Raw genomic sequence first — 26724 nt, 5'->3', positions numbered from 1 at the left:
GGGCGGGACGCCCTGCTCGTGGTGGCCGGGCGGGACGACCGGCGGTTCGTCCGGGGCCGCCGCGCCGGGCGCGCCCGGCTGCGGGTGCTCCCCGCTCTCCCCGCTGGGGGGCAGGACGCCCGGCGGCAGGATCGCGTCGGGGACGAGCACCGGCGCCGCCGCCGCGGCGGCCTTCTCGGCCTCCTTGGCGCGTTCGAACGCGGTGGGCGCGGCCTCCCCGGACGGGGCGGTCGTCGGGCCCGGCGCCCGTGCGGGTGCGGCCGTCCCGTTCGCCGCGACGACCGCCTGCCCGGTCTCGGGCACCGGCGCGGGGGCGCGCCGCGCCGCCGCGACGGGCTCCGGTGCCGCCGCGGGGGCCGCCGCCGGCTCCTCGGGACGGACGGACGGGATGCCGTCGGGGTCGGTGTCGGTGAACGTGGACGGCGTCGGAGGCACCAGCGGCTCGGCGGGCACACCTACCGGCTCGACCGCCGGTCCATCAACCGCGACCTGAAGTACGCGGCGAACGGGGCGATGCTCCAGACCCTGCAGCGGCAGCAGTGCCGCAAGATCGTCCGGGCGACGTACCTCGACCGCGCACGCTCCGTCGCCGTCACGTCCGGCATCGCGGTCATGCCGACCAGGCAGGCCGCCCTCGCCGTGAGCGAGGCCGGGGACCCGGCCCGCTACGAGTGGTTCCGCGGCATGCCGGGCGAGCACACCGCCGCCATGGACCGCGCGGGCGGCTACGCGGCCGCGACCGTCCGCGGCCGGTACGTCGTGTACGCGTACGTGCAGCGCTCCGACGGCAAGCCCGTCCAGCCCGGCGACGAGGTCGTCAAGCAGGTCGCGCAGCAGTTCATCGACCACAACGCGCGCCCGCTGGACGCGCGGGCGGGCGGCTGAGGCCGCACGCCGCACCGGGCGCCGCCCGGCCGCGCCGTCCTCAGGACGGGCCGCCGGGCGGCGCCTCGGCGCTCTCCGCGGCCTCCGCGGCCTCGGCGGCGGCCACGGCCGCGGCGGCGTTCAGGGTGCGGACGCGGCGGGTCTCCTGCGCGCGGCGCGCCAGGTCCTCGTCCTCGGGGTAGCGGATCTCCTCCAGCGACAGCCCGTGCGCGGGCGCCACGTTCACCGCCGAGTCCCGGACGCGCGCCGACAGCACCTGCGCGGGCCACCCGACGTCGCGGCGGCCGTCCCCCACGACCAGCATCGCGCCGACCAGCGCCCGCACCATCGAGTGGCAGAACGCGTCCGCCTCGACGGTGGCGAGCGCGAGGTACGGGTCGCGGTCGTCGCGCGCCCAGGAGAAGCGCAGCAGCTCCCGGATCGTCGTCGCGCCCTCCCGCTTGCGGCAGAACGCGGCGAAGTCGTGCTCGCCGACCAGCAGCCGCGCCGCCTCGTTGATCCGGTCGAGGTCGAGCGGCCGCGGATGCCACAGGACGTCGTGGCGCCGCAGCGGCTCGACGCCGTTCGGGTTGTCGCACACCCGGTACACGTAGCGCCGCGACAGCGCGGAGAAGCGGGCGTCGAAGCCCTCCGGGGCGACCGACACCCGCCAGACCCGGACGTCCGGGGGCAGCAGCCCGGCGAGCCTGCGCGGCATCGTGCCGTTGATGGCCGAGTACGCGGCGACGGGCACCACCAGGTGCGCGACCTGCCCGCGCGCGTGGACGCCGGCGTCGGTGCGGCCCGCGACGGTGAGCATGGGGGGCGGGTCGAGCCGCAGCATCCGCGCGAGGGCGTCCTCGATCACGCCCTGGACGGTCCGCTGGTTCGGCTGCCGTGCCCAGCCCGCGAAGTCCGACCCGTCGTAGGAGATGTCGAGCCGGAGTCGTACCAGTGCGGTCATGTCAGTCGGAGTGTCCTGTTCCTCGCATTCCTCGCCCGTCCTCGTCGGGGCCGGGCGCCGCCCTCGCTGAACCGGCGGCTGATTAACATGACCATGGACCCAAGTCTGGCAAAGAACCGGGCCCGCCGTCCTGTACCGGACGGCGGGCCCGTTTCAATGTCTTACCGAGAACGGCGGCCCGGAATATTACCGGGTCACTCCTTGGCGGACTCGTCCTTGCCCTCGGCGGACTCGGCGGACTCGGCCTTCGCGGCGTCGTCGGCGCCGGTCTCGGCGGCGTCCTCCGCCGGCTCCTCCGCCGGCTCCTCCGCCGGAGCGGCGGCCGGGGCCGCGGCCGTCGCGGCGGCCATCGGCTCCTGCACCAGCTCGATCACGGCCATCGGGGCGTTGTCGCCCTTGCGCGGCCCGATCTTGGTGATGCGCGTGTAGCCGCCCGGACGGTTCTCGAACTTCGGCGCGATCTCCGTGAAGAGCTCGTGCACGACGCCCTTGTCGCGGATCGTCTTGGCCACCTGGCGACGGTTGTGCAGGTCGCCCTTCTTGGCCTTGGTGATCAGCTTCTCCGCCAGCGGACGCACCCGCCGGGCCTTGGCCTCGGTGGTGGTGATGCTGCCGTGCTCGAACAGCGCCGTGGCCAGGTTCGCCAGGATGAGGCGCTGGTGCGCGGCGGAACCGCCGAGGCGGGCACCCTTGGTGGGCTTGGGCATGGTGCTTCCTTCCTGCGCCGGCCGTATCAGGTACCGGCGTCAGTCGAGTCCCGGGACGGCCGGGGAACGAGCCCCCGGCCGCCGGGATCTGGGTTCTAGTACTGCTCGGTCTCGGCGTAGCTCTGGTCGTCGTCGCCGTAGTTGTCGGCCGCCGCGCTCGGGTCGAACCCGGGCGGGGAGTCCTTCAGCGAGAGGCCCATGTCGTTGAGCTTCTGCTTGACCTCTTCGATCGACTTGGCGCCGAAGTTCCTTATATCGAGCAGGTCCTGCTCGGAGCGGGCGACGAGCTCGCCCACCGAGTGGATGCCCTCGCGCTTGAGGCAGTTGTAGGAGCGGACCGTGAGGTTCAGCTCCTCGATCGGCAGGGCCAGGTCCGCGGCGAGCGCGGCGTCCGTCGGGGACGGGCCCATGTCGATGCCCTCGGCCTCGACGTTGAGCTCCCGGGCCAGCCCGAACAGCTCGACGAGGGTCTTGCCGGCGGACGCGACGGCGTCGCGCGGCAGCATCGCCTGCTTGGTCTCGACGTCCAGGATGAGGCGGTCGAAGTCGGTGCGCTGCTCGACTCGGGTGGCCTCGACCTTGTAGACGACCTTGAGGACGGGCGAGTAGATCGAGTCGATCGGGATGCGGCCGATCTCCTGGCCCGGCTGCTTGTTCTGCGCGGCGGAGACGTAGCCGCGGCCGCGCTCGACCGTGAGCTCCATCTCCAGCTTCGCCTTGCCGTTCAGCGTGGCGATGCGCAGGTCCGGGTTGTGGACCTCGACACCGGCCGGCGGCGCGATGTCGGCGGCGGTCACCTCGCCCGGGCCCTGCTTGCGCAGGTACATCACGACGGGCTCGTCGTGCTCCGAGGAGACGACGAGCTCCTTGAGGTTCAGGATGATGTCGGTGACATCCTCCTTGACGCCCGGCACGGTCGAGAACTCGTGCAGGACGCCCTCGATCCGGATGCTGGTGACGGCGGCGCCGGGGATCGAGGAGAGCAGCGTGCGGCGGAGCGAGTTGCCGATGGTGTAGCCGAAGCCCGGCTCCAGCGGCTCGATGGTGAACCGCGACCGGTACTCGTCGACCTGCTCTTCGGTGAGAGTGGGACGCTGAGCGATGAGCATGGTTGTGCCTTCTTCCCGCGGTGCCCGCTATTTGACGACCGCGATCGGAGTACCTCAAGGGGATTGTTCCCCGTTCCGCCGGGATCCCCACCTGCGCGGGGATCCCGGCGGACCCGAACTCTTACTTGGAGTAGAGCTCGACGATCAGCTGCTCCTGGACGGGAGCGTCGATCTGCTGCCGGACCGGCAGCGAGTGCACGAAGATCCGCATCTTGTCGGCGTCCACGCCCAGCCACGCCGGGACCTGGCGCTCGCCCGCCTCGGCCTTGGCGACCTGGAACGGCGTCATCTCCAGCGACTTGGGCTTGACGTCGACGATGTCGGCCTCGCTGACGAGCGCCGACGGGATGTTGACCTTCCGGCCGTTGACCCGGATGTGTCCGTGCCGGATCAGCTGGCGGGCCATGTCGCGGGACTTCGCGAAGCCGCCGCGGTAGACCACGTTGTCGAGGCGGCGCTCGAGGAGGCCGAGCAGGTTGTCACCCGTCTTGCCGTCCTGGCGGTTGGCCTCGACGTAGTAGTTGCTGAACTGCCGCTCAAGCACGCCGTAGATGCGCTTGGCCTTCTGCTTCTCGCGGAGCTGCAGCAGGTACTCGGTCTCCTTCGGCCGACCGCGGCCGTGCTCACCCGGCGGGTAAGGACGGATCTCGATCGGGCACTTCGGGCCCTCGCACTTGCTGCCCTTGAGGAACAGCTTCATCTTCTCGCGGCGGCAGAGCTTGCAGTCCGCACCGGTGTAACGAGCCATTGTTCTAGATCTCCCCTGACCTCAGACCCGGCGACGCTTCGGCGGGCGGCAGCCGTTGTGCGGGACGGGCGTGACGTCCTGGATCGAGCCCACCTCGAGGCCGGTCGCCTGGAGCGACCGGATGGCGGTCTCGCGGCCCGAGCCCGGGCCCTTCACGAAGACGTCGACCTTGCGCATGCCGTGCTCCATCGCGCGCCGGGCGGCGGCCTCGGCGGCCTGCTGGGCGGCGAACGGCGTCGACTTGCGGGAGCCCTTGAAGCCCACGTGGCCCGAGGAGGCCCAGGAGATCACGTTCCCGTTCGGGTCGGTGATCGAGACGATCGTGTTGTTGAACGTGCTCTTGATGTGGGCGTGCCCGTGAGCGACGTTCTTCTTTTCCTTGCGGCGCACCTTCTTGGCGCCGACACGGCTCTTAGGAGGCATCTGCTCTCTCTACTCTCGAGGTCGTCGGACCGCGGCGGGCGGAGCCCGCGGCGGACTACTTCTTGCCGGCCTTCTTCTTGCCGGCCACGGTCTTCTTCTTGCCCTTGCGGGTGCGCGCGTTGGTCTGCGTGCGCTGGCCGTGGACCGGCAGCCCGCGGCGGTGCCGGATGCCCTGGTAGCACCCGATCTCGATCTTGCGCCGGATGTCGGCCTGGATCTCCCGGCGGAGGTCGCCCTCGGTCCGGTAGTTGCCCTCGATCCAGTCGCGCAGCTTGATCAGCTCGTCGTCGCCGAGCTGGTGCACCCGCAGGTCTCCGTTGACGCCGGTGTTCGCGAGCGTCTCGAGCGCCCGCGTCCGTCCGATCCCGAAGATGTAGGTGAGAGCGACCTCGACGCGCTTGTCGCGCGGGAGGTCGACGCCGAGAAGGCGTGCCATGTGGGCAGTTCCTTTCATTGCGCGGAGGTATGGACGCATCGCGTCCGCACACACCCTGCCCGGGTGGCGGCCTCGGCCTCCGTCGATCCGAGGGTGGTCCCTTCACACGCCGCTGCCGTACGCCCCTGCGGGACGTACGGCTGAACGTGCGAAGACTGCGATGCGCTTGTCTGGCGGGTCGTCCGGCCTCGCGGCCGTCAGCCCTGGCGCTGCTTGTGGCGCGGGTCGGAGCAGATCACCATGACCCGGCCGTGCCGGCGGATGACGCGGCAGTTCTTGCAGATCTTCTTGACGCTCGGCTTGACCTTCACTGGGTCTCCTAAGGCTTAGGGTCACCCCCGCACCGCCACGCGCGAGAGAGGCAACCTCAGTGAGTGGGCGCCGCGGGACGTCCGGGAGGGACGCCGCGGCGCGCGTTCACTTGTACCGGTAGACGATCCGACCGCGCGTGAGGTCGTAGGGGCTCAGCTCCACAACGACGCGGTCGTCCGGCAGGATCCGGATGTAGTGCATCCGCATCTTGCCGCTGATGTGGGCGAGCACCTTGTGCCCGTTGTCGAGCTCCACCTTGAACATGGCGTTGGGCAGCGACTCGATGACGGTGCCCTCGATCTCGATGGCCCCTTCTTTCTTGGGCATGTCCTCCGCGCTTCACTGATCGGCTCATTGGACGACGGTCCGACGCGCCATTCGATGCGATCCTGGCCCGCATGGCGGGCGCCACGGCGAATCAACGCCGAGAACAGGGGAATCGGGCGGCCGACGACGGACCGACACGGGAGTCTACGTCACCGACCCGCCGAATGCGAAATCCGTGCATGATACGGCTGCGGAGACTGCTCCCAACACAAGCATACCCTGCCAGGGCGTTGGTACCTTTCAGTAGTAGAGACGCACGAGGAGGGTCAGCATGCCGAGCTATGACTTCGCGCTGATCCTCAGCCGTCCCCTCTACGAGGAGGAGCTGGACCCCCTGTTCGCCCGCACGCACGGCGCGGTCACGGTGTCCATCATCACCGAGCCGCAGCACGCCGACCGCGCCGGCAACGCGTCCTGCACGTGGGAGGGCCCCACCCTCGCCGCGGCCATCATGGAGCTCGTCGAGCACGTCGAGACGAGCGCCCCCGGCCTGCACGTCCTCCAGGTCGAGGCCGACCCGCTGCTGACGATCCGCGACATCGCCGAACGCGTCGGCCGCTCCGCCGACTCCGTCCGGCACGCCATCACCGGCGCGCGCGGCGCCACCGGCTTCCCGGCGTCGGAGATGTCCTCGGCGGGGCACCGGCTGTGGCGCTGGTCGAAGGTCGCCGCCTGGTACGGCCTGGACGACCCGCAGCTCGTCGAGGCCAAGCCCACCGTGCAGGCGATCAACGGCTGGCTCGCCCTCCGCGACGTCGTCCCCGACGTCGCCCCCACCCCCGAAGAGGTCACCTCGGCCCTCAGCCTGGTGATCCCCCACGTCGCGTGACGCCCCGCGCCCGCCCGCGGGCCGGGCGTCCGCCCGTCCGGCGCGGCGGCCGGCGGGCGGGGCGTCCAGGCGGCGTTCAGGGTCCGGGGACAGCACCGATACGGTGCCGAGACCGGGCCGTGATCTTCTTCTCATTTCGCCGAGTCGACAGCCCGGCCCGCTGACGACAAGATCGTCCCGCAACGGGTCCCCCGGCGGCGCGGCCGGACGGCGGCCCCTCCGGACGCCCGGGTCGCGGGTCCGTGGTTTTCTTGCAAGGGGGAGGATCAATGGCGATCATCGCGCAGCTGAGCGACATCCACCTGGCGGCCGGGCGGGACGGCGAGGTGGACGACGGCTCGGGGCCGGTGCGCGCGCTGCGGGCCGCCGTGTCCAGCCTGCTCACGCTGCCGGCGCGGCCGGACGCGGTCGTCCTCACGGGCGACCTGGCCGACGGCGGGCTGCCCGCGGAGTACGCCCGCCTGCACGCGCTGCTGTCGCCGCTGCCGATGGCCGTCTACCCGATGCCCGGCAACCACGACGACCGCGACGCGCTGCGCGCCGTGTTCAAGGACCATCCCGCCGTCGCGGCGACCGGGACCGTTCCACAGGCCCCGCTGCAGTACGCGGTGGACGTCGCCGGGACGCGCCTCATCTGCTGCGACACCACGGTGGACGGGCACCCGCACGGGCACCTCGACGAGGACCGGCTCCGCTGGCTGGACGAGACGCTCGCCGAGGCCCCCGACACGCCGACGGTCGTCGCGACGCACCACCCGCCGTTCCCGATCGGCATCCGGTTCATCGACGACATGCGGTTCGTGGACCCCGCGGGGTTCGCGGCGGTCGTCGAGCGGCACCCGCAGATCGTCCGCGTGATCTCCGGGCACGTCCACCGGGGGTCGGTGGGGTCGGTCGGCGGGAAGGTGAGCACGACGTGCCCGAGCACCTACCGGCAGCTGTTCCTCGACCTGACGCACCCCGGACGGGCGGCGGTCACCGGGGAGCCCGCGGGGTTCGCCATCCACCTCGTCGACGAGCACGGCTCGGCCACGACGCACTTCGTCCCCACCGGCAACTACCGCCCGCTGATGGACGTCGAGTGATCAGTCGCCCCGCGACCCCGTGATCGTCCGCAGCAGCAGGACCGCGGCCCACGGGCCCACCACCCAGATCCACCACGGGTACACGAACCCGGCCGTCACCCCGATGATCAGCCAGATGGTGAAGTTGAGCCCGCCGACGGCCGCCAGCCCGGCCCACGCGGTGCGCTCGACGCTCGGCCCCGAGGGGCGGCGGACGGGCAGTTCCGTGCTCTTCGGCTGCGCGGCGGGCACCGGCAGCTCGTAGAGGTCCTCCTCGGGGAGGTCCGCGGTGATCTCGTCGAGCCGGCCGAGCGTCCTGGCGCTGTAGACGTCCTCCAGCCGCTCGTGCAGCTCGTCCACGGTGATGCGGCCGACGGCGCAGTGCTCGCGCAGGCTCGCGGCCACCCGGTCGCGGTCGGCGTCCGACGCCCGCATGTCCGGATTCGGCGCCACGTCAGCTCCCTCCCGACGCGCCCGCGCGTGTCAAGGCGTGTCTGCTCCCAGCTTGGCGAACCACTCCCGGCCCTCGTCAAGAGCGGTGAGCACGCGCGGCCCGTCCGGCGTGACGGCGAACGTGTGCTCGAAGTGCGCCGAGGCGCGCCCGTCGGTGGTGACAACGGTCCAGCCGTCGTCGAGTTCCACGGTCTGCTTCGTCCCGAGGTTCACCATGGGCTCGACGGCGAAGCACATCCCGGGCCGCAGCACCGGGCCGTGCCCGGGCGCGCCGTGGTTCGGGATGAGCGGGTCCATGTGCATCTCGGTCCCGATGCCGTGCCCCCCGTACCCCTCGACGATGCCGTAGGGGCCCCGAGAGCGGACGTACGACTCGACGGCGTGCGACATGTCCGTGAGCCTGGCCCCGGCGACTCCGGCCGCCAGGCCGTGCCACAGGGACGCCTCGGTGACCTCCAGCAGCCGCTTCAGGTCGTCGGTGATCTCCCCGACCGGGACGGTGACCGCGGCGTCGCCGTGCCAGCCCTCGACGATCGCGCCGCAGTCGATCGAGATGACGTCGCCCTCGTGCAGCACCTTCCCGGCGCGCGGGATGCCGTGCACGATCTCCTCGTTGACGGACGCGCAGATCGTCCCGGTGAAGCCGTGGTAGCCCTTGAACGACGGGACGCCGCCGTTGTCGCGGATGTGCTCCTCGGCGAGCGTGTCGAGGTCGAGGGTGGTGATCCCCGGCTTGACCGCCTCCCGGAGCAGTTCGAGCGTGCGGCCGACCAGCAGGCCGGCGGCCCGCATCAGCTCGATCTGCTCGGCGGTCTTGACCTGGATCGCGGGCCTGCGTCTGAACATCCCTCTCCCAAAATGACGTCGCCGGGACCGCGAGTGCGATCCCGGCGATCGTGCGGCCGCGCGCGGCCCGGCGCCTCCGCCGTCACTTCCCGGACGGGCGGAGCGCGTCCAGCGCGCGGGCGGTGACCTCATCGACCGGGCCGGTGGCATCGATGCGCACCAGGACGCCCTCGTCTCCATAGAACTGCACGATGGGCGCGGTCTGTTCCTGGTAGACCTCGAGCCGGTGCCGGACGACGTCTTCTTTGTCGTCGTCCCGCTGGAACAGGTGGCCGCCGCAGTCGTCGCAGATGTCGTCCTTCTTGTCGTCGAAGTCGACGTGCCAGATCTTCCCGCACTTGGTGCAGGTGCGCCGGCCCGACAGCCGCCGGACGACCTCCTCCTCGTCGACGACGAGCTCGAGCACGATGTCGAGCCGGACGCCGAACTCGTCGAGGATCTTCTTGAGGGTCTCGGCCTGCGGCACGTTGCGCGGGAAGCCGTCCAGCAGGAAGCCCTGCCGTGCGTCGTCCTCGGCCAGCCGGTCGCGCACCATCGCGATGGTCACCTCGTCGGGGACGAGGTCGCCGCGGTCCATGAACTCTTTGGCCTTGCGGCCGAGTTCGGTGCCGCCGCTCACGTTGGCGCGGAAGATGTCACCTGTCGAGATCTTCGGGATGGACAGATGCGATGCGATGAACTGGGCCTGCGTCCCCTTGCCCGCTCCCGGGGGGCCCACCAGGACGATACGCACTACCGGAGGAAGCCCTCGTAGTGATGCTGCTGGAGTTTGCTCTCGATCTGCTTCACGGTATCCAGTCCGACGCCGACGATGATCAGGATGCTCGCGCCCCCGAAGGCGAACTGCTGCGTGGCGTTCAGGAGTGCGAACGCCACCATCGGGATCAGGGACACGACCCCCAGGTAGAGCGCTCCGGGTGTGGTGATCCGGGTCAGCACGTAGTCGAGGTACTCGGCGGTGGGCCGGCCAGGACGGATACCTGGGATGAAACCACCATACTTCTTCATGTTGTCGGCGACTTCAGTGGGGTTGAAGGTGATGGCGACGTAGAAGTACGTGAAGAAGATGATGAAGGCGAAGAACACCGCCATGTGCCAGGGGTTGTCCTGCTGGAGGTAGGGCTGAGCCTCCTGCAGCCACTTGGTGTCGGGCCACAGCTGCGTCGCCAGCACCGGCAGGTACAGCAGCGACGAGGCGAAGATGATCGGGATGATGCCGGCCTGGTTCACCTTCAGCGGGATGTACGTCGAGGTGCCGCCGTACATGCGGCGCCCCACCATCCGCTTGGCGTACTGGACGGGGATGCGGCGCTGCGCCTGCTCGACGAACACGACCCCGGCCATGATGGCCAGCCCGACCGCGATGACGAGCGCGAAGACGAAGCCGCCCTGCGCCTTGTAGATGCCCCAGAACTGGGCGGGGAAGACCGCGACGACCTGCGTGAAGATCAGGATCGACATGCCGTTGCCGACGCCGCGGTCGGTGATCAGCTCACCGAGCCACATGATCACCGTGGTGCCCGCGACCATCACGACGACCATCGTGATGATCGGGAAGATGCCGGTGTCGTAGAGGATGTCGCCGCTGCCGGAGATGCCCTGGAAGAGCTGTCCGGTGCTGGCCATCGCCACGATGCCGGTGCCCTGCAGGATCGCCAGCGCGACCGTCAGGTACCGGGTGTACTGGGTGATCTTCGTGGTGCCGGACTGGCCCTCTTTCTTCAGGGCCTCCAGCTTCGGGATCACCACCGTCAGCAGCTGCAGGATGATGCTCGCGGTGATGTAGGGCATGATGCCCAGCGCGAAGATCGAGAGTTGCAGCAGCGCCCCGCCGCTGAAGAGGTCGACGAGGCCGTACAACTGGCTGCTGTCGCGGGCCGCGTCGGCGGTCTCTCGCAGCACCTGCACGTTCACGTTCGGAGTCGGGATGTTGGACCCCAGCCTGAAGATCAGGATGATGAACAACGTGAAGAGCAGTTTTTTACGCAGGTCAGGCGTACGGAAAGCCCGAGCGAACGCGGTCAGCACCATTCCTCCTGCGCGACTGACGAAATCATGGCCGCCGAGGGGCCGGTTACAGGTCCTTGCGATCCGGCGGGGACCGCCGTGTCCAAGCTCACGTTAGCCGCCTCGCCGGTGTGACTCTAACAGCAGATGCGAACGGGGCCGCCCCGCCCGGCGCCCGGACCCCCAGGCCCGCGGCGAAAGGCGATGACGGCCCCCGCATCGAAGGTGTTCCTTCTTACAGCTCGTCGGCGGTGCCACCGGCCGCGGCGATCTTCTCCTTCGCGGAACCGGAGAAGGCGTGCACCTTCACCTGGACCGCGACGGAGATGTCGCCGGTGCCGAGGACCTTGACCGGACGGCCGGAGCGCACCGCGCCCTTCGCCGCCAGGTCCTCCGCCGTGACCTCGCCGCCCTCGGGGTAGAGCGCGGCGAGCTTGTCCAGGTTCACGACCTGGAACTCGACCCGGTTCGGGTTCTTGAAGCCCTTGAGCTTCGGCACCCGGCGGATCAGCGGCATCTGGCCGCCTTCGAACCCGACGGGAACGGTGCTGCGGGCCTTCGTGCCCTTGGTGCCGCGACCGGCCGTCTTGCCCTTGGACGCCTCGCCGCGGCCCTTGCGGGTCTTCGCGCGGTTGGCGCCGGGGGCCGGACGCAGGTCGTGCAGCTTCAGGGGCGCGCCCTCCGAACCCGAGGCGTTCTTCTCGAGATCAGCCGCCATGGTCAGTCGACCTCCTCGACGGTGACCAGGTGGGCCACCGTCCGGATCATGCCGCGCACCTCGGGGCGGTCCTCGCGGACCACGCTCTGCCCGATCTTCTTCAGGCCGAGGGTGCGCAGCGTGTCACGCTGGTTCTGCTTCTCGCTGATCACGGACTTCTTCTGCGTGATCTTCAGCTGGCTCATGACGAGGCGACCTCCGCCCGGGGCTCGCTGCCCGCGGCACGGGCCCGCAGCATGGCCGCCGGAGCGACGTCCTCGATCGGCAGGCCGCGCTTGGCCGCGATCTCCTCGGGACGCTTCAGCGACTTCAGACCCGCGATCGTCGCGTGCACGATGTTGATCGCGTTGTCGCTGCCCAGCGACTTGCTCAGCACGTCGTGGATGCCGGCGGCCTCCAGGACGGCGCGGACCGGACCGCCCGCGATGACCCCGGTACCGGGGCTCGCCGGACGCAGCAGGACCTCGCCCGCGGCGTCGCGCGCCTGCACCAGGTGCGGGATGGTGCCCTGGATCCGCGGCACCTTGAAGAAGTGCTTCTTGGCCTCTTCGACGCCCTTGGCGATCGCGGCCGGCACCTCCTTGGCCTTGCCGTAGCCGACGCCGACGGTGCCGTTGCCGTCACCGACGATCACGAGGGCGGTGAAGCTGAAGCGACGCCCGCCCTTGACGACCTTGGCGACCCGGTTGATCGCCACGACCTTCTCGATGTACGACTGGCCCTTGTCGGCGCCACCGCGGCGGTCGTCGCGGCGGCCGTCGCGACGGTCGCCACCCTGACCGCCACCACGCCTCTGCGCTGCCATCAGTGGTTCCTCTTCTCGTTCGTCGTGCAGACCTTCACAAGGGCCGTCACAGCTGCAGGCCCCCCTCGCGCGCACCGTCCGCGACAGCGGCGATGCGGCCGTGGTACTTGTTGCCGCCCCGGTCGAACACGACGGCGGAGACGCCGGCCTCCTTCGCACGGGCGGCGACGAGCTCGCCGACCTTGCGGGACTTGGCCGTCTTGTCTCCCGAGTCGGCGCGCAGGTCGGCCTCCATCGTCGACGCGCTGGCCAGCGTGTGGCCCTTGGCGTCGTCGATGACCTGGACGAACACGTGCTGGTTGGAGCGGGTCACGACCAGGCGCGGCCGCGCGGCGCTGCCCACGACCTTCTTGCGGACCCGCAGGTGCCGGCGCCTGCGGGACTTCGCCCGCGCCGACGTGGCCTTCCCGGCCAGGGTCTTGGTGCCTGCCATGACTACTTACCAGCCTTTCCGACCTTGCGGCGGATCTGCTCGCCCTCGTAACGCACGCCCTTGCCCTTGTACGGGTCGGGCTTGCGCAGCTTGCGGATGCGGGCGGCGATCTCGCCGACGAGCTGCTTGTCGATGCCCTCGACGGTGAGCTGGGTCGGCCTCTCCACCGTGAAGGTGATGCCCTCCGGGGGCTCGACCGTGATCGGGTGGCTGTAGCCGAGCGAGAACTCGAGGTTCTTGCCCTTGGCCACCACACGGTAACCGACGCCCTGGATGACGAGGGTCTTCTTGTAGCCGTCCGTGACGCCGACCACCATGTTGTTGATCAGCGTCCGGGTGAGGCCGTGCAGGCCCCGGACCTTCTGCATGTCGTTCGGCCGGGAGACCGAGATGACCCCGTCCTCGAGGCTGACCTCGATGGGCTCCGCGACGGTGTGCGACAGCGTGCCCTTCGGCCCCTTGACGGTGACCGACCGGCCGTCGATGTTCACGTCGACGCCGCCGGGCACGGTGATGGGGGAACGTCCGATTCGCGACATTGTTAGATTCCTCCCCTCACCACACGTAGGCGAGGACTTCCCCGCCCACGCCGCGCTTGCCGGCCTGCCGGTCCGTCATCAGACCGGACGACGTCGAGATGATCGCGACGCCGAGTCCGCCCAGGACCTTCGGCAGGTTGTCCTTCTTCGCGTACACGCGCAGACCCGGCTTCGAGACGCGCTTGATACCGGCGATCGAACGCTCACGGGTCGGGCCGAACTTGAGCTCGATCAGGAGCTTCTTGCCGACCTCGGCGTCCTCCACGCTCCAGCCCGAGATGTAGCCCTCCTGCTGGAGGATCTCGGCGATGTGCGCCTTGATCTTCGAGTACGGCATCGCCACCTGGTCGTGGTACGCCGAATTCGCGTTCCGCAGACGCGTCAACATGTCTGCGATCGGGTCGGTCATCGTCATGGCCTGCTGGCCCTCCTCGCCACGGTTTCCTCGGCCCGGCGGCCGTGGACCTTTGGCGCGGTCGAGGGCACCCCGCGGGGTGCCCGGTGGTTATTACACGCCGGCACCGCTCCCCCTCGCGGAGAGGGGGACGCGGTCACCAGCTGGACTTGGTGATGCCGGGCAGCTCGCCGCGGTGGGCCATCTCCCGGAAGCAGATCCGGCACAGGCCGAACTTCCGGTAGACCGAGCGCGGACGCCCGCAGCGCGAGCATCGAGTGTACGCGCGCACACCGAACTTCGGCTTCCGCGCCGCCTTGGCGATCAGCGACTTCTTCGCCATGCTCAGCTCTCCTTGAAGGGGAAGCCCAGGAGCTTGAGCAGCGCCCGGCCCTCGTCGTCGGTCCTCGCGGTCGTCACGACCGTGATGTCCATGCCCCGCGAACGGTCGATCTTGTCGGGGTCGACCTCGTGGAACATGACCTGCTCGGTCAGCCCGAAGGTGTAGTTCCCGTTGCCGTCGAACTGCTTCGGCGACAGGCCGCGGAAGTCGCGGATACGGGGCAGCGCCGTGGCCAGGAGCCGGTCCAGGAACTCCCACATGCGGTCGCCGCGCAGCGTGGCGTGCGCGCCGATCGGCATGCCCTCGCGCAGCTTGAACTGCGCGATGGACTTGCGGGCCCGGTTCACGGCGGGCTTCTGGCCGGTGATCGCCGACAGGTCGCGGATCGCGCCCTCGATCAGCTTGGCGTCCTTCGCCGCGTCGCCCACGCCCATGTTGACCACGATCTTGGTCAGGCCCGGGATCTGCATGACGTTCTCGTAGCCGAACTGCTCGCGCAGCTGCCCCGCGATCTCCTCGCGGTAGCGCAGCTTGAGCCGCGGCTGCGGAACGGGACGCTCGGTCACGGTCTCAGTCATCGGAAGCAGACTCCTTACCGCCCTTGCCGACCGACTTGGCGCGGCTCTTGTGCGGGCGGGTGACCCGGACCTTGTTGCCGTCCTCGTCGAACGTGAAGCCGATCCGGACGGGCTCGCCCTTCTCGACGAGCGCGACGTTGCTGACGTGGATCGGAGCCTCGACCTGGACCCGGCCGCTCTCCTTGCCGGCCCGCTGCGCGTCGGCCTTGATGTTCTTGGTGATGATGTTGACGCCCTCGACGACGACCCGGTCGCTGACCGGGTCGGCGCGCAGCACCTTGCCCGTCGCGCCCTTGTCCTTGCCGGCGATGACGACGACCTCGTCGCCCTTGCGGATCTTCATCACAGCACCTCCGGCGCGAGCGAGATGATGCGCATGAACTTCTTCTCGCGCAGTTCACGGCCCACCGGGCCGAAGATACGGGTGCCCCGGGGGTCGCCGCCGTCCTTGATGAGGACGGCCGCGTTCTCGTCGAAACGGATGTAGGAGCCGTCCGGGCGCCGGCGCTCCTTGCGGGTGCGCACGATGACCGCCTTGACGACATCCCCCTTCTTCACGCCGGCGCCGGGAAGGGCGTCCTTCACCGTCGCGACGATGATGTCGCCGACTCCCGCGTAGCGCCGACCCGAGCCGCCGAGAACCCGGATGCAAAGGATCTCCTTCGCACCCGTGTTGTCGGCGACCTTGAGTCGCGACTCCTGCTGGATCACGTTGACTCCTGTTCGTCACACCGGTTCTGCTCGCTTCGCGGAGCAGCCTGGTGGAACCGGGTAATTACTTGGCCTTCTCGAGGATCTCCACCACGCGCCAGCGCTTGGTGGCCGACAGGGGGCGGGTCTCCATGAGGCGGACGCGGTCGCCGACGCCGCACTCGTTGGCCTCGTCGTGCGCCTTGTAGTTCTTCGTCCGCCGGATCACCTTGTGGTACTTCGGGTGCTTCACGCGGTCCTCGACGGACACGACGACCGTGCGGTCCATCTTGTCGCTGACCACGAGGCCCTCGAGCACCTTGCGGGAGTTCCGCTGCTTGGTCTGCTCGGTCATTCGTTGCCCTCCACGGCGTCCTCGACCGTGACGATGCCGAGCTCCCGCTCACGCATCACGGTGTAGATGCGAGCGATCTCGCGCTTCACGGTGCGCAGCCGCCCGTGGCTCTCGAGCTGGCCGGTGGCGGCCTGGAAGCGAAGGTTGAACAGCTCCTCCTTCGCCTCCTTGAGCTTGGTGACCAGGACGTCGTCCGGCTCGGTCCGCAGATCTTCGGCGGTAAGACCCTTGGCCATCAGGACTCACCCACCTCTCGCTTCACGATCTTGCACTTCATCGGGAGCTTGTGGATCGCGCGCATCAGCGCGGCCCGAGCGACCTCCTCGTTGGGGTAGGACAGCTCGAACATCACGCGCCCCGGCTTGACGTTGGCCACCCACCACTCGACCGAGCCCTTACCGGAACCCATGCGGGTCTCGGCGGGCTTCTTGGTCAGCGGGCGGTCCGGGAAGATGTTGATCCAGACCTTGCCGCCGCGCTTGATGTGACGCGTCATGGCGATACGCGCGGCCTCGATCTGGCGGTTCGTGACGTACGCGCCCTCGACCGCCTGGATGCCGTACTCGCCGAACGTCACCCGCGTGCCGCCCTTGGCCATGCCCCGGCGCTTCGGGTGGTGCTGCTTGCGGTGCTTGACCTTGCGAGGGATCAGCATGGGTTACTTCAGCTCCCCTCACCCTGCGGAGCAGCCTCGGTCGCCTGGGCGGGCTGCTCGGAACTCTGCTGCTGCTTGTTCGCGCCACCGCGCTCGCCGCCGCGGCCACCGCGGCCGCCACGGCCGCCGCCACGACGCTCGCGACGCTCCCGGCCACCGCCGGCGGCGCGCTGCTGGGCGGCCTGCTGCTCGCGCTCGGCGCGGGTCTGCGCGGCCTCGCCCTTGTAGATCCACACCTTCACGCCGATGCGGCCGAACGTCGTCCGGGCCTCGTAGAACCCGTAGTCGATGTCGGCGCGCAGCGTGTGCAGCGGCACCTGGCCCTCGCGGTAGAACTCCGACCGCGACATCTCCGCACCGCCGAGACGGCCGCCGCACTGCACCTTGATGCCCTTGGCGCCCGACTTCATCGCGGACTGGATCGCCTTGCGCATGGCGCGGCGGAACGCGACACGGCTCGACAGCTGCTCGGCCACGCCCTGCGCGACGAGCTGCGCGTCGATCTCGGGGTTCTTCACCTCGAGGATGTTCAGCCGCACCTGCTTGCCGGTCAGCTTCTCCAGGTCGCCCCGGAGGCGCTCGGCCTCCGCGCCGCGGCGGCCGATGACGATGCCCGGCCGCGCCGTGTGGATGTTGACCTCGACACGGTCACGGGTCCGCTCGATCTCCACCTTGGAGATGCCCGCCCGGTCCATGCCCTTCTGCAGCATGCGCCGGATCTGGACGTCTTCCTTGACGTAGTCCTTGTAGAGCTTGTCGGCGAACCACACGCTCTTGTGGTCGGTGGTGACGCCGAGACGGAACCCGTGCGGGTTGATCTTCTGACCCACTACCGGGCCCTCCTCGTCTTCTTACCGCCGCCGCCGGCCGAAGCCTCGTCGCGCGACTCCACGACCACGGTGATGTGACTCGTGCGCTTGTTAATGCGGTAAGCCCGGCCCTGGGCGCGGGGACGGAAACGCTTCAGCGTCGGCCCCTCGTCCACCCACGCACGGCTGACGACCAGCGTGTCCGAGTCGAGCTTGAAGTTGTGCTCGGCGTTGGCGATGGCACTCGCCAGCACCTTGCCCACCGGCTCACTCGCAGCCTGGGGGGCGAACCGCAGCACCGCCTGAGCCTCCGCGGCGGGCAGGCCGCGGATGAGGTCCACCACGCGGCGGGCCTTCCTGGGCGTGACACGGATGTACCGCGCCTGGGCCCTGGCTTCCATCGCTGTCCCTCTCTCCTACGATCTCTGCTCTGCCGCTCAGCCTCGGCGGCTGCGGCGGTCTTCCTTGACGTGGCTGCGGAACGTCCGCGTCGGCGCGAACTCGCCGAGCTTGTGCCCCACCATGGCGTCGGTGATGAACACCGGGACGTGCTTGCGCCCGTCGTGCACGGCGATCGTGTGCCCGATCATGTCCGGGACGATCATGGAGCGCCGCGACCACGTCTTGATGACGTTCTTGGTGCCCTTCTCGTTCTGGACTTCCACCTTCTTGATGAGGTGGTCGTCCACGAAGGGGCCCTTCTTGAGGCTACGTGGCATGACGAGCGACTCCTACCGCTTCTTCTTGCTGCGACGACGGACGATCAGCCGGTCGCTCGACTTGTTCGCCTGGCGAGTGCGGCCTTCCTTCTTGCCCTTCGGGTTCACCGGGTGCCGACCACCGGAGGTCTTGCCCTCACCACCACCGTGCGGGTGGTCGATCGGGTTCATGGCCACGCCGCGGACGGTCGGGCGCTTGCCCTTCCACCGCATACGGCCGGCCTTGCCCCAGTTGATGTTCGACTGCTCGGCGTTGCCGACCTGGCCGACCGTCGCGCGGCAGCGCACGTCCACCATCCGCATCTCGCCCGAGGGCATGCGCAGCGTGGCGTACTTGCCCTCCTTGGCCAGCAGCTGGACGCCCGCGCCCGCGCTGCGGGCCAGCTTGGCGCCGCCGCCGGGGCGGAGCTCGATGGCGTGGATGACGGTACCCGTCGGGATGTTGCGCAGCGGGAGGCAGTTGCCCGGCTTGATGTCGGAGCCCGGCCCGTTCTCCACCCGGTCGCCCTGCTTCAGGTCGCGGGGGGCGAGGATGTAGCGCTTCTCGCCGTCCGCGTAGTGCAGCAGCGCGATGCGCGCGGTGCGGTTCGGGTCGTACTCGATGTGCGCGACCTTCGCCGGGACGCCGTCCTTGTCGTGCCGGCGGAAGTCGATCACGCGGTACGCGCGCTTGTGCCCGCCGCCCTGGTGCCGGGTGGTGATCCGGCCGTGGTTGTTGCGGCCGCCCTTCTTCGGGAGCGGCTTCAGCAGCGACTTCTCGGGCTCGCGGCGCGTGACCTCGACGAAGTCGGCCACGCTGGAGCCGCGACGACCCGGAGTGGTCGGCTTGTAGTTACGGATGCCCATCTTTTTCGTTCATCCCTTGTCTGCTTCGGGGCCCCGGCCTGTTAGGCCGTGCCGCCGAAGATGTCGATCCGCTCGCCCTCGGCCAGGCTGACGATGGCGCGCTTGGTGTCCTTGCGCTTGCCGTAGCCGTACCGGGTGCGCTTGCGCTTGCCCGAACGGTTGAGGGTGTTCACGTTCGTCACCTTGACGTTGAACACCTCCTCGACGGCCTGCCTGATCTGCGTCTTGTTGGCGTCCGGGCGGACGATGAACGTGTACTTGTTCTCGTCCAGCAGCCCGTAGCTCTTCTCCGAGACGACCGGCGCGATGATGACGTCGCGGGGGTCGGCGATCTTCGCCATGTCCTGCCCCCTCCTTACTTCTTCGCCGCGCGCGAGATGAACTCGTCGTACGCCTTCTGCGTGAAGACGACGTCGTCGTTCACCAGCACGTCGTAGGTGTTGAGCTGGTCGGAGACGAGCAGGTGGACGCTCGGCTCGTTGCGCAGGCTCTTCCAGGTCAGCTCGTCCTCGCGGTCCACGACCACCAGGACGCGCTTGGCCTGGGTGACCGAGCGCAGCGCCGTCAGCGCCGCCTTCGTCTTCGGGGCGTCGCCCTCGACGAGGTGGTCGACCACGTGCACCATGCCGGCGCGGGCGCGGTCGGACAGCGCGCCGCGCAGCGCGGCCGCCTTCATCTTCTTGGGCGTCCGCTGCGTGTAGTCGCGCGGCTGCGGGCCGTGGACGGTGCCGCCGCCGGCGAACTGGGGCGCGCGGGTCGAGCCCTGGCGGGCGCGGCCGGTGCCCTTCTGCCGGTACGGCTTCTTGCCACCGCCGCGGACGTCGCCGCGGGTCTTCGTCGCGTGGGTGCCCTGCCGAGCGGCCGCCTCCTGCGCCACCACGACCTGGTGGATCAGCGGGACGCTGGTCTTGGCGTCGAAGATCTCGGCGGGCAGGTCGATGTCGAGCTTGGAGGTCACTTGCCCGTCCCCTTCACTGCGTCGCGGACCAGGACCACGCCGCCGTTGGGACCGGGGACCGCGCCCTTGATGAGCAGCAGGCCCTTCTCCTCGTCGATGGCGTGCACGGTCAGGTTCTGCACGGTCGTCCGGGCGTTGCCGTGCCGTCCCGCCATGCGGAGGCCCTTGAACACGCGACCGGGGGTCGCGCAGCCGCCGATCGAACCCGGCGAGCGGTGCTTGCGCTGGGTGCCGTGCGAGGCGCCGAGGCCGCGGAAGCCGTGGCGCTTCATGACACCGGCGGTGCCCTTGCCCTTGCTCGTGCCGGTTACGTCGATCTTCTGGCCGGCCTCGAAGACGCTGGCGGTGATCTCCTGGCCGAGTTCCAGCTCGGTGTCGCCCCGGAGCTCGACGAGGTAGCGGCGCGGCGTGACGCCGGCCTTCTCGAAGTGCCCCGCCCGCGGCTTGTTGACCTTGCGCGGGTCGATCTGCCCGTACCCGATCTGGACCGCCGTGTAGCCGTCCTTCTCCTGGGTCTTGAGCTGGGTGACGACACAGGGCCCGGCCTGGACGACGGTCACCGGAACGATCCGGCCCTCATCGTCGAAGACCTGGGTCATGCCGAGCTTCTCGCCCAGGACGCCCTTCCTCTGCGTACTCATTCTCGGTGCGTCCCTCAGAGCTTGATCTCGATGTCAACGCCGGCCGGAAGGTCGAGGCGCATCAGCGAATCGACCGTCTTGGGCGTCGGGTCGATGATGTCGATCAGCCGCTTGTGCGTGCGCATCTCGAAGTGCTCGCGGCTGTCCTTGTACTTGTGCGGCGAGCGGATGACGCAATACACGTTCTTCTCGGTCGGCAGCGGCACCGGGCCCGCGACCTTGGCGCCAGTCCGCGTCACCGTCTCAACGATCTTCTTCGCGGAGGTGTCGATGACCTCGTGGTCGTAGGCCTTGAGCCGGATGCGGATCTTCTGTCCCGCCATGGTGGCCTCGGTGTCCTTTGCTGTAGTGCCGCTGTTACTTCAGGAGTCGTGACGCGGCGGCCCGGCCGGCAGGCATGCGCGGCCGGGCCGCCGCATCGACGAGGGGTGTTACTTGATGACCTTCGTGACGCGACCGGAGCCGACGGTCCGGCCACCCTCGCGGATGGCGAACTTCAGGCCCTCCTCCATGGCGACGGGCTGGATCAGCTCGACGCGCATCTCGGTGTTGTCGCTCGGCATGACCATCTCGGTGCCCTCGGGGAGGTTCACCACGCCGGTCACGTCCGTGGTCCGGAAGTAGAACTGCGGACGGTAGTTGTTGAAGAACGGCGTGTGGCGGCCGCCCTCGTCCTTGGACAGGATGTAGACCTGCGCCTCGAACTCGGTGTGCGGGGTGGTCGTGCCCGGCTTGATGACGCACTGGCCGCGCTCGACGTCCTCGCGCTTGGTGCCGCGGAGCAGGAGGCCGACGTTGTCGCCCGCCTGGCCCTGGTCGAGGAGCTTGCGGAACATCTCGACACCGGTGACCGTCGTCTTGGACGAGGCCTCCTTGATGCCGATGATCTCGACTTCCTCGTTGACGTTGATCACGCCGCGCTCGATCCGGCCGGTGACGACCGTGCCGCGGCCGGTGATCGAGAAGACGTCCTCGATCGGCATCAGGAACGGCTTGTCGATGTCGCGGGTCGGCTCGGGGACGTTCTCGTCCACCGCGGTCATCAGCTCGACGATCGACTGCGTCCACTTCTCCTCGCCCTGGAGGGCCTGGAAGGCGGACACGCGGATGACCGGCAGGTCGTCGCCCGGGAACTCGTACTCGGAGAGCAGCTCGCGGACCTCGAGCTCGACGAGCTCCAGGATCTCCTCGTCGTCGACCATGTCGCACTTGTTCAGGGCGACGACGATGTAGGGCACGCCGACCTGGCGGGCGAGCAGCACGTGCTCCTTGGTCTGCGGCATCGGGCCGTCGGTCGCGGCGACCACCAGGATGGCGCCGTCCATCTGCGCCGCACCGGTGATCATGTTCTTCACGTAGTCGGCGTGACCGGGGCAGTCCACGTGGGCGTAGTGCCGGGACTCGGTCTGGTACTCGACGTGCGCGATCGAGATGGTGATGCCGCGCTCGCGCTCCTCCGGCGCCTTGTCGATGTCCTCGAACGGCGTGAAGGGGTTGAGGTCGGGGTACTGCTCGTGGAGCACCTTGGTGATCGCCGCGGTAAGCGTGGTCTTACCGTGGTCGATGTGCCCAATGGTGCCGATGTTCACGTGCGGCTTGGTCCGCTCGAACTTGGCCTTCGCCACTGGTTGCTCCTTGTTGCGATCCTCGGCCGCCTAGACGACCGCTTCGATGTGGGTCCTGGTGATCTGTGGCAGGCCGGGTGCTACTCGCCCCGCGCCTTGGCGATGATCTCCTGCGCGACGTTCGCGGGAACCTCGGCGTAGGAGTCGAACTGCATGCTGAAAACAGCCCGGCCCTGGGTCTTGCTGCGCAGATCACCCACGTAGCCGAACATCTCCGACAGCGGGACCAGCGCCTTGACGACGCGCATCCCGTGCCGCTCGTCCATGGACTGGACCTGGCCGCGCCGGCTGTTGAGGTCGCCGATCACGTCGCCCATGTTCTCCTCGGGCGTGGTGACCTCGACCGCCATCATCGGCTCCAGCAGCGTGGGGGACGCCTTGCGGGCGGCCTCCTTGAACGCCATGGAACCGGCGACCTTGAACGCCATCTCCGAGGAGTCGACCTCGTGGTAGGCGCCGTCTCGCAGAGTGACCTTGACGCCCACCATCGGGTAGGCGGCGAGGACACCGAACTCCGCGGCCTCCTGGCAGCCCGCGTCCACCGACGGGATGTACTCCCGCGGGATGCGGCCACCGGTGACCTTGTTCTCGAACTCGTACCCGTCGGACCCGCCGCCCAGCGGCTCGAGGTCGATGATCACGCGGCCGAACTGGCCCGAGCCACCCGTCTGCTTCTTGTGGGTGTACTCGACCTTCTCGACCTTCTTGGTGATCGTCTCGCGGTAGGCGACCTGCGGCTTGCCGACGTTGGCCTCGACCTTGAACTCGCGCTTCATCCGGTCGACGAGGATCTCCAGGTGGAGCTCGCCCATGCCCGCGATGACGGTCTGGCCCGTGTCCTCGTCGGACCGGACCTGGAAGGACGGGTCCTCCTCGGCCAGCCGCTGGATCGCGGTGCTCAGCTTCTGCTGGTCGGCCTTGGTCTTCGGCTCGATCGCGACGTCGATCACCGGCGCCGGGAAGTTCATCGACTCGAGGACGATGGGTGCCTTCTCGTCGCACAGCGTCTCACCGGTGGTGGTCTGCTTGAGGCCCATCACCGCGACGATGTCGCCGGCGCCCGCGCGCTCGATCTCGGTGCGCTTGTTGGCGTGCATCCGGTAGATCTTGCCGATGCGCTCCTTGCGCTCCTTGACGGAGTTCATCACCGAGGTGCCGGACTCCAGGACGCCGGAGTAGATGCGCACGAACGTCAGCTTGCCCAGGTGCGGGTCGCTGGCGATCTTGAAGGCGAGCGCGGAGAACGGCTCGTCCTCGCTCGGGATCCGCTTGAGCACCTGCTCCTCGTCGCGGACGGCGTGGCCCTCGATGGCCTCGACGTCCAGCGGCGACGGCAGGTACCGGACGATCGCGTCCAGCAGGGGCTGCACGCCCTTGTTCTTGAACGCGGTGCCGCACAGGACCGGCGTCAGGTTCGCCGCGATGGTGGCCCGGCGGATGCCCGCGTGGAGCTGCTCGACGGTGGGCTCGACACCCTCCAGGTAGAGCTCCATGACCTCGTCGTCGTTCTCGGCGAGGGTCTCGATGAGCTTGTCGCGCCACTTGCGGGCCGTCTCGGCGTGGCTCTCGGGGATGTCGACCGTGTCGTACATCTCGCCGAGCTTGGCCTCCTCGTTCCACACGAAGGCCTTCATCGTCACCAGGTCGACGACGCCTTTGAAGTCGGCCTCGGCACCGATCGGCAGCTGCAGCGCCAGCGGCGTGGCGTTCAGCCGGTTCTCGATCATGTCGACGCAGCGGTGGAACTCCGCGCCGACCCGGTCGAGCTTGTTGACGAAGCACATGCGGGGCACGCCGTAACGGTCGGCCTGCCGCCACACGGTCTCGGACTGCGGCTCCACACCGGCGACGCCGTCGAACACCGCGACCGCACCGTCGAGCACCCGCAGGTTGCGCTCCACCTCGACGGTGAAGTCGACGTGGCCGGGGGTGTCGATGATGTTGATGGTGTGCTTGACGTCCTCAACGGGCCAGGTGCAGGTGGTGGCGGCGGAGGTGATGGTGATCCCCCGCTCCTGCTCCTGTTCCATCCAGTCCATGGTGGCGGCGCCGTCGTGGACCTCGCCGATCTTGTAGCTCATCCCCGTGTAGAACAGGATGCGCTCGGTCGTCGTGGTCTTGCCCGCGTCGATATGGGCCATGATCCCGATGTTGCGGACCTTGGCCAGGTCCACACCGGTTTTGGTAGCCACTGTCGTCCTCGCTGCGTCTCGTCGTTGCAGTTCCGCCGGGTTACCAGCGGTAGTGGGCGAAGGCCTTGTTGGACTCCGCCATCTTGTGCGTGTCCTCGCGCTTCTTGACCGAGGCGCCGAGGCCGTTGCTGGCGTCCAGAAGTTCGTTCATCAGACGCTCGGTCATCGTCTTCTCGCGACGCTGCCGGGCGTACACCACCAGCCAGCGCAGCGCGAGCGTGGTGCTGCGGGCCGGACGGACCTCGACCGGGACCTGGTAGGTCGCGCCACCGACGCGGCGGCTGCGGACCTCCAGGGTCGGCTTCACGTTGTCGAGCGCGCGCTTCAGCGTGACGACCGGGTCGTTGCCGGTCTTCTCGCGGGCGCCCTCCAGGGCGTCGTAGACGATCCGCTGCGCGATGGAGCGCTTGCCGTCAAGGAGAATCTTGTTGATGAGCGCGGTGACCAGCGGCGAGTTGTACACCGGGTCAGCGATCAGCTGGCGCTTGCCAGCGGGGCCCTTGCGCGGCATCAGCTCTTCTCCTTCTTCGCGCCGTACTTGCTGCGCGCCTGCTTACGGTTGCGGACGCCCTGCGTGTCGAGGGACCCGCGGATGATCTTGTACCGAACACCGGGGAGGTCCTTCACACGGCCGCCGCGCACGAGCACCATCGAGTGCTCCTGCAGGTTGTGACCGACACCGGGGATGTAGGCCGTGACCTCAATCCCGCTGGTCAGCCGGACACGGGCGACCTTGCGAAGCGCGGAGTTCGGCTTCTTGGGCGTCGTCGTGTAGACGCGCGTGCAGACACCCCGGCGCTGGGGGCTCTCCTTCAGCGCGGGCGTCTTGTTCTTGGTCACCTTGTCCTGGCGGCCCTTGCGGACCAGCTGCTGGATCGTGGGCACCGCGTCTCCGTCTTCCTCGTACCGAGCCGGTAAGTCTTGTCTGCAATCACCACCTCAGGAGAGGCTGTGACCTGCCGGTTTCCCGACCCTCTCCGACCCACGCGGTCGGGCGTGTCGCCAGCTCGCGGAAGTACATCCACAAGAAACCGACACAGACCGCCCGGCCCGAGAAGGGCCGAAACAAGCCGGGGAGTAGATGCGGCCGCCGGCCCTGCCCTGACGGGCTTCGCCTTAGCGCACGCATAGCGGCCCGCATACAGCGGGCACAAGCGAAAAGGTTACCGACCGCGACGCCAAAGTGCAAAGCGAGCAGCGCACTACCGCGCGGACGCCCTCCGGCGCAAACCGAGCGGGCCCGCAGCGGCCGATTCCCCCTCAGAACGGCCGAATGCCGACGGGGAGTTCCCGCCCGCGAGGCGGGAGACCCGTCGGCATTGTGACCCACGCACCCCGTTATGGGGAAGACGTGGCGCAAACTTGGCCCGTGTGCTAGCGCAGGAAGAGCACCGCCAGCACGATCACCGCGAGCAGGGCGATCCCGACGCCCGCGGTCATCAGCACGACCTTCTTCTTGCCGCCCGACCCGGCGGCGTCCCCGCCGTACCCGGGCTGCTGCCCGTACTGGCCGGGCTGGCCGGGCTGGCCGGGCTGCCCCGGCTGGCCGTACTGGCCCGGCTGGCCCGGGGCTCCGGGCGCGCCGGGGGCCTGGCCGTAGGGCTGCTGGCCGAACTGGAGCGCTCCGTGCTGCTCGTCCGGCGCGCCGCCCTGCTGGTCGGGCTGCCCGAACGGCGGGTACTGCCCGCCGGTGCCCTGCCCGGGGGCCTGCCCCGGAGCCTGGCCGGGGGCCTGGCCGGGCGCCTGCTGACCGTACTGCTGCTGGTCATAGGGCTGCTGCTGGCCGAACTGCTGCTGGTCGGGCTGCCCGTACTGCTGCTGCTGGCCGTAGGGCGACTGCTGCCCGTAGTCCTGCTGGCCGAACTGCTGCGCGCCCGGCTGGGGCGGCTGCTGCTGCTGCGGCGGCTGTCCCGCGGTCTGCCACTGCTGCTGGCCGAGGTCCATCACCGTGTGCTCGGCGAGGCCCCCCGACTCGGCGGGACGGCCCTGCGCGCCCTGGGCGGACGGGTCGAACGCCTCGGTCGCCGGGGGCTCCTCCATGCCGCCGAAGCCCTGCGGCTGCTGCGGCTGCCCGGCGCCCTCACCGGGCGGCGGGACCATCAGCGTGCGCTCCATCTCGGACTGGCCCGGCTGGCCCGGCTGGCCCGGATGCCCCGGCTGCTGCGCCTGCGGCCGTCCGGGGGCGGCCCCCGGCTGGGACTGCTGGGCGTCCGCCGACCAGGGTTCCGGGGTGGCCGGCGGGGCGGGCGCCTGCCACGGCTCGGACGGCGGCTCCTGCCGGCGCTCGGGCCCGGTCGCGACCGGGATGTCGGTGCCGGGCGACCAGTGCAGCGTC

Annotated in this window: 40 protein-coding genes and 2 pseudogenes; 3 read left to right on the top strand and 39 right to left on the bottom strand. The window is 69.4% G+C overall.

From position 1 onward, the window contains the following. Nucleotides 1-435: pseudogene (locus DMH08_RS26245) on the bottom strand (hypothetical protein); the annotation flags it as partial. 78 nt (nucleotides 436-513) lie between these two features. Here DMH08_RS26245 and DMH08_RS26240 point away from each other — a divergent pair. Next, complete coding sequence (locus tag DMH08_RS26240) at nucleotides 514-885, top strand: hypothetical protein (RefSeq protein ID WP_125618396.1); 372 nt, start codon at nucleotides 514-516, stop codon at nucleotides 883-885. 40 nt (nucleotides 886-925) lie between these two features. On the opposite strand, the gene truA is transcribed toward DMH08_RS26240, so the two are convergent. From truA to infA, 8 genes are all read right to left on the bottom strand, one after another. Then, nucleotides 926-1828, bottom strand: coding sequence for a tRNA pseudouridine(38-40) synthase TruA (gene truA, locus DMH08_RS26235; protein ID WP_064743695.1), 903 nt, complete (start codon nucleotides 1826-1828; stop codon nucleotides 926-928). A gap of 194 nt (nucleotides 1829-2022) precedes the next feature. After that, nucleotides 2023-2535 carry a 50S ribosomal protein L17 gene (gene rplQ, locus DMH08_RS26230; protein WP_125618394.1) on the bottom strand — a complete coding sequence of 171 codons (513 nt, stop codon included), beginning with the start codon at nucleotides 2533-2535 and terminating at the stop codon, nucleotides 2023-2025. Nucleotides 2536-2630: 95 nt separating this feature from the next. Then, complete coding sequence (locus DMH08_RS26225; RefSeq protein WP_026404075.1) at nucleotides 2631-3644, bottom strand: DNA-directed RNA polymerase subunit alpha; 1014 nt, start codon at nucleotides 3642-3644, stop codon at nucleotides 2631-2633. A gap of 121 nt (nucleotides 3645-3765) precedes the next feature. Beyond that, nucleotides 3766-4392 (bottom strand): 30S ribosomal protein S4, encoded by a 627-nt coding sequence (gene rpsD / locus DMH08_RS26220; protein WP_026404074.1) that lies wholly within the window; start codon nucleotides 4390-4392, stop codon nucleotides 3766-3768. Nucleotides 4393-4413: 21 nt separating this feature from the next. Further along, nucleotides 4414-4815, bottom strand: coding sequence for a 30S ribosomal protein S11 (gene rpsK, locus DMH08_RS26215; RefSeq protein ID WP_021596710.1), 402 nt, complete (start codon nucleotides 4813-4815; stop codon nucleotides 4414-4416). Between the two features lie 55 nt (nucleotides 4816-4870). Next, nucleotides 4871-5251, bottom strand: a complete 381-nt coding sequence (gene rpsM, locus DMH08_RS26210; protein ID WP_026404073.1) for a 30S ribosomal protein S13 — start codon at nucleotides 5249-5251, stop codon at nucleotides 4871-4873. A 197-nt stretch (nucleotides 5252-5448) separates the two neighbouring features. Continuing rightward, complete coding sequence (rpmJ, locus tag DMH08_RS26205; protein ID WP_026404072.1) at nucleotides 5449-5562, bottom strand: 50S ribosomal protein L36; 114 nt, start codon at nucleotides 5560-5562, stop codon at nucleotides 5449-5451. Nucleotides 5563-5668: 106 nt separating this feature from the next. After that, on the bottom strand, nucleotides 5669-5890 hold the full coding sequence (infA, locus tag DMH08_RS26200) for a translation initiation factor IF-1 (RefSeq protein ID WP_034519601.1): 222 nt from the start codon (nucleotides 5888-5890) through the stop codon (nucleotides 5669-5671). Between the two features lie 271 nt (nucleotides 5891-6161). Between infA and DMH08_RS26195 the strand changes: the two genes are divergently transcribed. Then, nucleotides 6162-6719: a hypothetical protein gene (locus tag DMH08_RS26195; protein ID WP_026404071.1), complete on the top strand. Its 558-nt coding sequence runs from the start codon at nucleotides 6162-6164 to the stop codon at nucleotides 6717-6719. Between the two features lie 269 nt (nucleotides 6720-6988). Then, a complete protein-coding gene (locus DMH08_RS26190) occupies nucleotides 6989-7804 on the top strand; it encodes a phosphodiesterase (protein WP_026404070.1) in 816 nt (271 codons plus the stop codon). Here the strand turns inward: DMH08_RS26190 and DMH08_RS26185 are convergent, their stop codons facing one another. From DMH08_RS26185 to DMH08_RS40355, 30 genes and pseudogenes are all read right to left on the bottom strand, one after another. Further along, entirely contained in the window at nucleotides 7805-8236 is a 432-nt protein-coding gene (locus DMH08_RS26185; RefSeq protein ID WP_233617813.1) for a DUF1707 SHOCT-like domain-containing protein, read from the bottom strand. It lies immediately after the preceding gene. 30 nt (nucleotides 8237-8266) lie between these two features. After that, entirely contained in the window at nucleotides 8267-9082 is an 816-nt protein-coding gene (map, locus tag DMH08_RS26180; protein ID WP_125618392.1) for a type I methionyl aminopeptidase, read from the bottom strand. Between the two features lie 82 nt (nucleotides 9083-9164). Continuing rightward, nucleotides 9165-9815, bottom strand: a complete 651-nt coding sequence (locus DMH08_RS26175; protein WP_026404067.1) for an adenylate kinase — start codon at nucleotides 9813-9815, stop codon at nucleotides 9165-9167. Beyond that, on the bottom strand, nucleotides 9815-11110 hold the full coding sequence (secY, locus tag DMH08_RS26170; RefSeq protein ID WP_026404066.1) for a preprotein translocase subunit SecY: 1296 nt from the start codon (nucleotides 11108-11110) through the stop codon (nucleotides 9815-9817). Before secY ends, DMH08_RS26175 begins: the two co-directional genes overlap by 1 nt. A 214-nt stretch (nucleotides 11111-11324) precedes the next feature. After that, entirely contained in the window at nucleotides 11325-11807 is a 483-nt protein-coding gene (gene rplO, locus DMH08_RS26165; protein ID WP_034519599.1) for a 50S ribosomal protein L15, read from the bottom strand. Between the two features lie 2 nt (nucleotides 11808-11809). Further along, nucleotides 11810-11992: a 50S ribosomal protein L30 gene (gene rpmD, locus DMH08_RS26160; RefSeq protein ID WP_026404064.1), complete on the bottom strand. Its 183-nt coding sequence runs from the start codon at nucleotides 11990-11992 to the stop codon at nucleotides 11810-11812. Beyond that, a complete protein-coding gene (rpsE, locus tag DMH08_RS26155) occupies nucleotides 11989-12615 on the bottom strand; it encodes a 30S ribosomal protein S5 (protein ID WP_125618398.1) in 627 nt (208 codons plus the stop codon). The genes rpmD and rpsE overlap by 4 nt, the downstream gene beginning before the upstream one ends. Before the next feature lie 43 nt (nucleotides 12616-12658). Continuing rightward, the gene (gene rplR, locus DMH08_RS26150) at nucleotides 12659-13045 is read right to left on the bottom strand and encodes a 50S ribosomal protein L18 (RefSeq protein WP_026404062.1); all 387 of its coding nucleotides are present in this window, start codon (nucleotides 13043-13045) and stop codon (nucleotides 12659-12661) included. Between the two features lie 2 nt (nucleotides 13046-13047). Beyond that, complete coding sequence (gene rplF / locus DMH08_RS26145) at nucleotides 13048-13584, bottom strand: 50S ribosomal protein L6 (protein ID WP_125618391.1); 537 nt, start codon at nucleotides 13582-13584, stop codon at nucleotides 13048-13050. A 16-nt stretch (nucleotides 13585-13600) separates the two neighbouring features. Further along, on the bottom strand, nucleotides 13601-13999 hold the full coding sequence (gene rpsH, locus DMH08_RS26140; RefSeq protein WP_026404060.1) for a 30S ribosomal protein S8: 399 nt from the start codon (nucleotides 13997-13999) through the stop codon (nucleotides 13601-13603). 136 nt (nucleotides 14000-14135) lie between these two features. Further along, complete coding sequence (locus DMH08_RS26135; RefSeq protein ID WP_019632606.1) at nucleotides 14136-14321, bottom strand: type Z 30S ribosomal protein S14; 186 nt, start codon at nucleotides 14319-14321, stop codon at nucleotides 14136-14138. Between the two features lie 2 nt (nucleotides 14322-14323). Beyond that, entirely contained in the window at nucleotides 14324-14899 is a 576-nt protein-coding gene (rplE, locus tag DMH08_RS26130; protein ID WP_125618389.1) for a 50S ribosomal protein L5, read from the bottom strand. Continuing rightward, nucleotides 14892-15242: a 50S ribosomal protein L24 gene (gene rplX, locus DMH08_RS26125; protein ID WP_084550729.1), complete on the bottom strand. Its 351-nt coding sequence runs from the start codon at nucleotides 15240-15242 to the stop codon at nucleotides 14892-14894. The genes rplE and rplX overlap by 8 nt, the downstream gene beginning before the upstream one ends. Next, nucleotides 15242-15610: a 50S ribosomal protein L14 gene (rplN, locus tag DMH08_RS26120; protein WP_026404058.1), complete on the bottom strand. Its 369-nt coding sequence runs from the start codon at nucleotides 15608-15610 to the stop codon at nucleotides 15242-15244. Before rplN ends, rplX begins: the two co-directional genes overlap by 1 nt. A gap of 64 nt (nucleotides 15611-15674) precedes the next feature. Continuing rightward, entirely contained in the window at nucleotides 15675-15944 is a 270-nt protein-coding gene (rpsQ, locus tag DMH08_RS26115; RefSeq protein WP_026404057.1) for a 30S ribosomal protein S17, read from the bottom strand. Beyond that, nucleotides 15941-16180, bottom strand: coding sequence for a 50S ribosomal protein L29 (gene rpmC / locus DMH08_RS26110; protein ID WP_026404056.1), 240 nt, complete (start codon nucleotides 16178-16180; stop codon nucleotides 15941-15943). Before rpmC ends, rpsQ begins: the two co-directional genes overlap by 4 nt. Beyond that, nucleotides 16180-16599: a 50S ribosomal protein L16 gene (rplP, locus tag DMH08_RS26105; RefSeq protein WP_026404055.1), complete on the bottom strand. Its 420-nt coding sequence runs from the start codon at nucleotides 16597-16599 to the stop codon at nucleotides 16180-16182. Before rplP ends, rpmC begins: the two co-directional genes overlap by 1 nt. 8 nt (nucleotides 16600-16607) lie before the next feature. Further along, on the bottom strand, nucleotides 16608-17429 hold the full coding sequence (gene rpsC / locus DMH08_RS26100; protein ID WP_026404054.1) for a 30S ribosomal protein S3: 822 nt from the start codon (nucleotides 17427-17429) through the stop codon (nucleotides 16608-16610). Further along, a complete protein-coding gene (gene rplV / locus DMH08_RS26095; RefSeq protein WP_026404053.1) occupies nucleotides 17429-17809 on the bottom strand; it encodes a 50S ribosomal protein L22 in 381 nt (126 codons plus the stop codon). Before rplV ends, rpsC begins: the two co-directional genes overlap by 1 nt. A gap of 36 nt (nucleotides 17810-17845) precedes the next feature. Continuing rightward, nucleotides 17846-18127 (bottom strand): 30S ribosomal protein S19, encoded by a 282-nt coding sequence (rpsS, locus tag DMH08_RS26090; protein WP_026404052.1) that lies wholly within the window; start codon nucleotides 18125-18127, stop codon nucleotides 17846-17848. A 12-nt stretch (nucleotides 18128-18139) separates the two neighbouring features. Further along, nucleotides 18140-18973, bottom strand: coding sequence for a 50S ribosomal protein L2 (gene rplB / locus DMH08_RS26085; protein ID WP_026404051.1), 834 nt, complete (start codon nucleotides 18971-18973; stop codon nucleotides 18140-18142). 41 nt (nucleotides 18974-19014) lie between these two features. Next, nucleotides 19015-19314, bottom strand: coding sequence for a 50S ribosomal protein L23 (gene rplW, locus DMH08_RS26080; RefSeq protein ID WP_026404050.1), 300 nt, complete (start codon nucleotides 19312-19314; stop codon nucleotides 19015-19017). Nucleotides 19315-19328: 14 nt separating this feature from the next. Next, complete coding sequence (gene rplD, locus DMH08_RS26075; protein ID WP_125618387.1) at nucleotides 19329-19931, bottom strand: 50S ribosomal protein L4; 603 nt, start codon at nucleotides 19929-19931, stop codon at nucleotides 19329-19331. Beyond that, on the bottom strand, nucleotides 19928-20572 hold the full coding sequence (gene rplC, locus DMH08_RS26070) for a 50S ribosomal protein L3 (RefSeq protein ID WP_026404048.1): 645 nt from the start codon (nucleotides 20570-20572) through the stop codon (nucleotides 19928-19930). The genes rplD and rplC overlap by 4 nt, the downstream gene beginning before the upstream one ends. 14 nt (nucleotides 20573-20586) lie before the next feature. Then, entirely contained in the window at nucleotides 20587-20895 is a 309-nt protein-coding gene (gene rpsJ / locus DMH08_RS26065; protein WP_018657599.1) for a 30S ribosomal protein S10, read from the bottom strand. A gap of 108 nt (nucleotides 20896-21003) precedes the next feature. Further along, complete coding sequence (gene tuf, locus DMH08_RS26060; protein WP_026404047.1) at nucleotides 21004-22197, bottom strand: elongation factor Tu; 1194 nt, start codon at nucleotides 22195-22197, stop codon at nucleotides 21004-21006. A gap of 80 nt (nucleotides 22198-22277) precedes the next feature. Next, nucleotides 22278-24389 carry an elongation factor G gene (fusA, locus tag DMH08_RS26055; protein ID WP_026404046.1) on the bottom strand — a complete coding sequence of 704 codons (2112 nt, stop codon included), beginning with the start codon at nucleotides 24387-24389 and terminating at the stop codon, nucleotides 22278-22280. Nucleotides 24390-24429: 40 nt separating this feature from the next. After that, nucleotides 24430-24900 (bottom strand): 30S ribosomal protein S7, encoded by a 471-nt coding sequence (rpsG, locus tag DMH08_RS26050; RefSeq protein ID WP_026404045.1) that lies wholly within the window; start codon nucleotides 24898-24900, stop codon nucleotides 24430-24432. Next, entirely contained in the window at nucleotides 24900-25274 is a 375-nt protein-coding gene (gene rpsL / locus DMH08_RS26045) for a 30S ribosomal protein S12 (protein WP_026404044.1), read from the bottom strand. Before rpsL ends, rpsG begins: the two co-directional genes overlap by 1 nt. Before the next feature lie 489 nt (nucleotides 25275-25763). Next, nucleotides 25764-26724 (bottom strand): annotated as a pseudogene (locus DMH08_RS40355) (hypothetical protein); the annotation flags it as partial.

It is taken from the genome of Actinomadura sp. WAC 06369 (genome assembly GCF_003947565.1).
Classification (GTDB): Bacteria; Actinomycetota; Actinomycetes; order Streptosporangiales; family Streptosporangiaceae; genus Spirillospora; species Spirillospora rifamycini.
The sequence above is the reverse complement of the archived record's forward strand: the minus strand, read 5'-3'. Positions and strand labels throughout refer to the sequence as shown.